The organism is Rahnella perminowiae, from assembly GCF_019049755.1.
Taxonomy (GTDB): Bacteria; Pseudomonadota; Gammaproteobacteria; order Enterobacterales; family Enterobacteriaceae; genus Rahnella; species Rahnella perminowiae.
In genome coordinates this window covers 1-5829 of sequence record NZ_JAFMOS010000358.1, presented here as the reverse complement: position 1 = coordinate 5829, position 5829 = coordinate 1, and the positions used below count along the sequence as shown (strand labels likewise).

The following is a 5829-nucleotide window of genomic DNA, read 5'->3' as shown; positions in this document are numbered from 1 at the left end:
ATATAAATTCATAATGATTATATTTCCTGCGTGGAGTGACAAAACATGAAAGCTTAAACCCACGTATCCCTACAGGAGAAGATGATGATTGACGTAATAACGCACGGTGCCGGGTGGTTTATCGGCCTGTTTCAAAAAGGAGGAGAAGTGTTTGTCGGGATGGTCACCGGCATTCTGCCTCTCCTGATTAGTTTGCTGGTGGTCATGAACGCGCTGATCGTTTTTGTCGGACAGCGGCGGATCGAACGTCTGGCGCAGCGCTGTGCCGGGGATCCGGTTTCACGGTATTTGCTGTTACCGGTGATTGGCACCTTTGTTTTCTGTAACCCGATGACCCTCAGTCTTGGCCGTTTTATGCCTGAAATCTACAAACCCAGTTATTACGCTGCTGGCTCTTACAGCTGCCATTCCATGAACGGCCTCTTCCCGCACATTAACCCCGGTGAGTTGTTTGTGTATCTCGGCGTTGCCAGCGGGCTGACCACGCTGGGATTACCGCTCGGACCGCTGGCCGTCAGTTATTTCCTGGTCGGCATGGTGACTAACTTCTTCCGCGGCTGGGTCACGGATCTCACCACACGCATCTTTGAACGCAAGATGGGCATTCAGCTTGATCGTGAGGTTCGGCTGTAATCAGCGTCAATTCTAATCAGGTCAAATTCTAAAAAGCGGAGCAGAAAATGAGCGTTACGATTCGCATTAACCGGGGTGAAGGTGGCTGGGGGGGACCGTTGTTGATTGACGCGGTGCCCGGCAAAAAAGTGATGTATATCACGGCGGGCACGCGCCCGGCGATCGTCGACAAGCTGGCAGAACTGACCGGCTGGGAAACGGTAGACGGTTTTAAAGAAGGTGAACCACCGGCAGAAGAAATCGGTGTGGCGGTGATCGACTGCGGCGGCACGTTGCGCTGCGGCATCTACCCAAAACGGCGCATCCCGACCGTTAACATCCATTCGACCGGTAAATCAGGCCCGCTGGCACAGTTTATTACCGAAGACATTTATGTTTCCGGTGTCCGTGAGCATGACATCGTGCTGGCAAATGCAGACGCCGCTGAACCGGCCACGGTGGTGGCGAAACCCGCACCGGCTGGGGCAGGGCGTGATTACGACACCACAAAAAAAATCACCGAACAGAGCGACGGCCTGCTGGCGAAAGTCGGTATGGGCATGGGCTCCGGCGTGGCCGTTTTATTCCAGGCCGGGCGCGACACCATCGATACCGTGCTCAAAACCATCCTGCCGTTTATGGCCTTCGTGGCGGCGCTGATCGGCATCATTATGGCCTCGGGTCTGGGCGATCTGGTGGCGCACGGGCTGACGCCGCTGGCGAAAAGCCCCGTCGGGCTGGTGTTGCTGGCGCTGATCTGTTCCTTCCCGCTGCTTTCTCCTTTCCTCGGCCCCGGCGCGGTGATCGCCCAAGTCATCGGTGTACTGGTCGGGGTGCAGATCGGGCTGGGCAATATCCCGCCACATCTGGCACTGCCTGCACTTTTCGCCATCAACGCTCAGGCGGCGTGCGATTTCATTCCTGTCGGGCTTTCATTGGCTGAAGCCAAACAAGACACCGTGCGCGTCGGTGTGCCTTCGGTGCTGGTCAGCCGTTTTCTGACCGGTGCGCCGACGGTACTTATCGCCTGGGCCGCTTCCGCTTTCATTTATCAGTAAGGAGTCACTGTGCAAACCATTTATCAAACCACGATTACGCAAATCGGCGACTTCGCCCGTGAAGCCTTAACCGACCAGATGCTGATCACCTTCCGTGAAGGTGCGCCGGCGGATATTCAGGATTATTGCTTCATCCACCGGCACGGGGACATGCAAGGGGAACTGCACCGTGGTGCGTACATGGAACTGGCAGATGTGCGTTATCCGGTGACTGCCGTGGGAGAGGTGGCAATGCAAAATTTGCGTGAACTGGGGCATATCACTTTGCGTTTTGACGGCAGTGCCGAAGCGGAATTTCCCGGCAGCGTACATGTAAAAGGCACCGCGCCCGACGATATTCCGCTGGGCAGCGTATTGAAATTTATCGATTAACTAGCAGAGTCAGGAGTCAGTAATGGAACAGGTTGCAGTCGTGATCGGCGGGGGGCAGACGCTGGGCGCATTTCTCTGTCAGGGGCTGGCTGAATCCGGCTATCGCGTGGCGGTGGCGGATCTGAATGAGGAAAATGCTGCCTCCGTGGCAGAGCAGATTAACCGGCAGTTTGGCGGGGAAAGGGCATTCGGGTTTGCTGTTGATGCTACCCGTGAAGCCAGCGTAGTCCGGCTGGCGAAAGCGGTGGATCAGACGTTCGGCAAGGTCAGTTTGCTGGTGTACAGCGCGGGGATGGCGAAGGCATCGCCGATCACGGATTTTGCCCTCAACGATTTTGACCTCTCGTTGCAGGTCAATCTGGTGGGGTACTTCCTCTGTGCCAGGGAGTTTTCCCGTCTGATGATCCGCGACCGTATTCCGGGACGCATCATCCAGATCAATTCTAAATCCGGCAAAGTGGGCAGCAAACATAATGCCGGTTACAGCGCGGCCAAGTTCGGCGGCGTGGGGCTGACGCAGTCTCTGGCGCTGGATCTGGCGGAATATGGCATCACCGTGCATTCACTGATGCTGGGCAATTTACTCAAATCGCCGATGTTTCAGTCATTATTGCCGCAGTACGCCAAAAAACTGGGCATTCAGGCCGACGAAGTCGAGCAGTATTACATTGATAAAGTGCCGCTCAAACGCGGGTGTGACTATCAGGATGTGCTGAATATGCTGCTGTTTTATGCCAGCGATAAAGCCTCTTATTGCACCGGTCAGTCGATCAATATCACCGGCGGTCAGGTGATGTTCTGATGTGTTCCGCCTCTGTTTACAGGGGCGGATTTTTGACATAAAGGAGAAGATAATGACCCCGACTTCGGCATTAATACTCTGTGCGGTACTGGCCTGGGTGGCACAAATCGCACTCGGCTGGTGGCAGTTGCAGCGCTTTAACCGGGCATTTGACAGGTTGTGTATGCAGGGAAAGGTGGGCGTCGGGCGTTCCGGCGGACGTTTCAAGCCGCGAGTGGTACTGGCGCTGGCTTTCGATAAACAGGAAAAAGTCTGTGACGGATTTTTACTGCGCGGCCTGACAATTTTCGCCCGTCCTCAGCCGGTCACGACGCTTAAGGGCATGAGCCGGGAACAATTGATGTCAGGTGTGATCTTCCCGAAAGATCCGAATATTCAAACTGCACTATCATTAGCGATTGAACCGAAATCATGATATTTTCACTTTAAAAGCTATTATCTTTCAAAAAGAATGATGGCTGTGAATTTATCTTAAAATTTGAGCGAAAATCGTGATGAAACCTAAGCAACGGCAGGCGGCGATACTGGCGCATTTGCAGCAATTTGGAAAAACGGCGGTGGACGATCTCGCCACGCATTTCGCCACAACCGGCACCACTATCCGCAAAGATCTCACCCTGCTGGAAGAAGAGGGCGCAGTGATCCGCACTTATGGCGGTGTGGTGCTCAGTCGTGAAGAAGGCGACCAGCCTATCGACCGTAAAACCCACATCAATACCGGCAAAAAACTGCGTATCGCCCGCGCAGCTATCGGGGAGATCCAGGACGGCGACTCGCTGATTTTTGATGCGGGCAGCACCGTGATGCAGATGGTGCCTTTCCTCAGCCAGTTTAATAACATTACGGTTATGACCAACAGCCTGCATATCGTCAATGCGCTGGTCGAGCTGGATAATGACCAGACCATTTTGATGCCGGGCGGCACCTACCGCAAAAAATCCTCTTCCTTCCACGGCAGTCTGGCCGAAAGCGCGTTTGATAAATTCAATTTCGATAAGCTGTTTATCGGTGCTGATGGTGTCGATCTGGATGGCGGCGTCACGACATTCAACGAAGTTCACGGTGTCAGTCAGGCAATGTGTAAAGCGGCTGAACGTATTTTCCTGCTGGTGGATTCATCAAAATTTGGTCGTAAAAGCCCGAATGTGGTGTGCCATTTAGGTAAGGTCGATACGCTGATCACGGACAGCGGGCTTAGCAGCCAATACCGTGATGCCATCGAAAAATTAGGGATCCGCATTATTCTGGTCGGGGAAGACGATGAGTGACGCATTACTGAATTACGCCCGTGAAACGCTGGAAATTGAAATTGAAGAAGCCCGCCGGTTACTGACGCGTCTGGATGATAATTTCCTCTGCGCCTGTCGCTTGTTGCTCAATTGCACCGGCAAAACCGTCGTTTCCGGCATGGGAAAATCCGGTCATATCGGCAAAAAAATTGCTGCTTCACTGGCCAGTACCGGCACACCGGCGTTCTTTGTGCATCCTGCCGAAGCATTGCACGGCGATCTGGGTATGATCGGCAGCGAAGATGTGCTGATTTTTATCTCTTATTCCGGCCGGGCAAAAGAGCTGGATCTGATCCTGCCGTTGCTGAAAGAAAACCGAACCCGCCTGGTTGCCATCACCGGCGGCAAAGACTCTCCGCTGGCGCTGGCGGCAGATTGTGTACTGGATATCAGTGTCGAGCGCGAAGCCTGCCCGATGGGGCTGGCACCGACCTCGAGCGCGGTGAATACCTTAATGATGGGGGATGCGCTGGCGATGGCACTGATGCGGCATCGCGGTTTTGGCGCAGAAGACTTTGCCCGTTCCCATCCCGGCGGCAGCCTGGGTGCGCGGTTGCTGAACCGCGTACATCACCTGATGCGCACCGGCGATCGTCTGCCGGTGGTGGACAGCCGGAAAAATGTTATGGATGCGATGCTGGAACTGAGCCGCACCGGTCTGGGTCTGATCGCGGTATGTGACGCCAGCCTTCACGTTGCCGGTGTGTTTACCGATGGTGATTTGCGCCGCTGGCTGGTCAAAGGCAATAGCCTGAACGATCCGCTGGTCAGCGCCATGAGCCGTCCGGGATATCTGCTTCCGGCGCAATGGCGGGCTGGTGAGGCGCTTGAAGCACTGCATCAACAGCATATCAGCGCCGCGCCGGTGGTCGACAGCGAAGGCGTGCTGGTCGGCGCGATCAACCTGCATGACCTGCATCAGGCCGGGATCGGCTGACACCAGCGTTACCCATCAACCGGTTCTTTGATATAATCCATTCCACTATATGGTCGCTGTTTTTCTGAAAAGCAGCGATAAATATTCTTAAATCAGGTGGCTAGTCTTTATATGAAACATCGTGTTGACGTCATGATTTCCGAGCAGGAAGTCAAAACCCGAATTGCCGAATTGGGCCGTGAAATCACCGACCACTACCGCGACAGCGGCAGCGAAATGGTGCTGGTGGGATTGCTGCGCGGTTCCTTCATGTTCATGGCTGACCTGTGTCGCGCCGTAGATGTGCCGCATGAAGTGGACTTCATGACCGCCTCCAGCTACGGCAACGGCATGTCCACCACCCGCGACGTTAAGATCCTTAAAGATCTCGATGAAGATATTCGCGGTAAAGATGTGCTGATTGTTGAAGACATCATCGATTCCGGTAACACGCTGAGTAAAGTACGTGAAATCCTGCAACTGCGCGGTCCGAAATCCCTGGCCATCTGTACCCTGCTGGATAAACCTGAACGCCGTGAAGTGGACGTAAAAGTGGAATACGTGGGTTTCCCGATTCCCGATGAATTCGTTGTCGGCTATGGCATCGATTACGCCCAGCGTTACCGCCATCTGCCGTATGTCGGCAAGGTTGTGATGCTCGACGAGTAGTGATTAGCTACCCGATTTAGCTATTTCCGGCGCGGGTAACAGTGAATTTAAATGAAAACGGCCTTCAGATTTGGAGGCCTTTTTTTTAATTGCTTAAAAAACAAATAATAT

General features: G+C 54.1%; 8 protein-coding genes. All 8 read left to right on the top strand.

Features of this window, described 5'->3' with window-relative positions; translation table 11 throughout:
• Positions 1-84: 84 nt before the first annotated feature.
• The 8 genes from srlA (at position 85) to hpt (ending at position 5718) form a co-directional block, all read left to right on the top strand.
• Positions 85-633 carry a PTS glucitol/sorbitol transporter subunit IIC gene (gene srlA, locus J1785_RS04160; RefSeq protein ID WP_129953159.1) on the top strand — a complete coding sequence of 183 codons (549 nt, stop codon included), beginning with the start codon at positions 85-87 and terminating at the stop codon, positions 631-633.
• 47 nt (positions 634-680) lie between these two features.
• On the top strand, positions 681-1670 hold the full coding sequence (gene srlE, locus J1785_RS04155; RefSeq protein ID WP_217218876.1) for a PTS glucitol/sorbitol transporter subunit IIB: 990 nt from the start codon (positions 681-683) through the stop codon (positions 1668-1670).
• A gap of 9 nt (positions 1671-1679) precedes the next feature.
• A complete protein-coding gene (gene srlB / locus J1785_RS04150) occupies positions 1680-2042 on the top strand; it encodes a PTS glucitol/sorbitol transporter subunit IIA (RefSeq protein ID WP_129953157.1) in 363 nt (120 codons plus the stop codon).
• Positions 2043-2064: 22 nt separating this feature from the next.
• On the top strand, positions 2065-2844 hold the full coding sequence (gene srlD, locus J1785_RS04145) for a sorbitol-6-phosphate dehydrogenase (RefSeq protein ID WP_129953156.1): 780 nt from the start codon (positions 2065-2067) through the stop codon (positions 2842-2844).
• Positions 2845-2896: 52 nt separating this feature from the next.
• Complete coding sequence (gutM, locus tag J1785_RS04140) at positions 2897-3259, top strand: transcriptional regulator GutM (RefSeq protein ID WP_129991337.1); 363 nt, start codon at positions 2897-2899, stop codon at positions 3257-3259.
• A gap of 79 nt (positions 3260-3338) precedes the next feature.
• Positions 3339-4112, top strand: a complete 774-nt coding sequence (srlR, locus tag J1785_RS04135; RefSeq protein WP_217218875.1) for a glucitol operon DNA-binding transcriptional repressor SrlR — start codon at positions 3339-3341, stop codon at positions 4110-4112.
• A complete protein-coding gene (gene gutQ, locus J1785_RS04130) occupies positions 4105-5070 on the top strand; it encodes an arabinose-5-phosphate isomerase GutQ (protein WP_217218874.1) in 966 nt (321 codons plus the stop codon). Before srlR ends, gutQ begins: the two co-directional genes overlap by 8 nt.
• A 111-nt stretch (positions 5071-5181) precedes the next feature.
• Positions 5182-5718 (top strand): hypoxanthine phosphoribosyltransferase, encoded by a 537-nt coding sequence (hpt, locus tag J1785_RS04125; RefSeq protein ID WP_129953152.1) that lies wholly within the window; start codon positions 5182-5184, stop codon positions 5716-5718.
• The last annotated feature ends 111 nt before the right edge of the window (positions 5719-5829 follow it).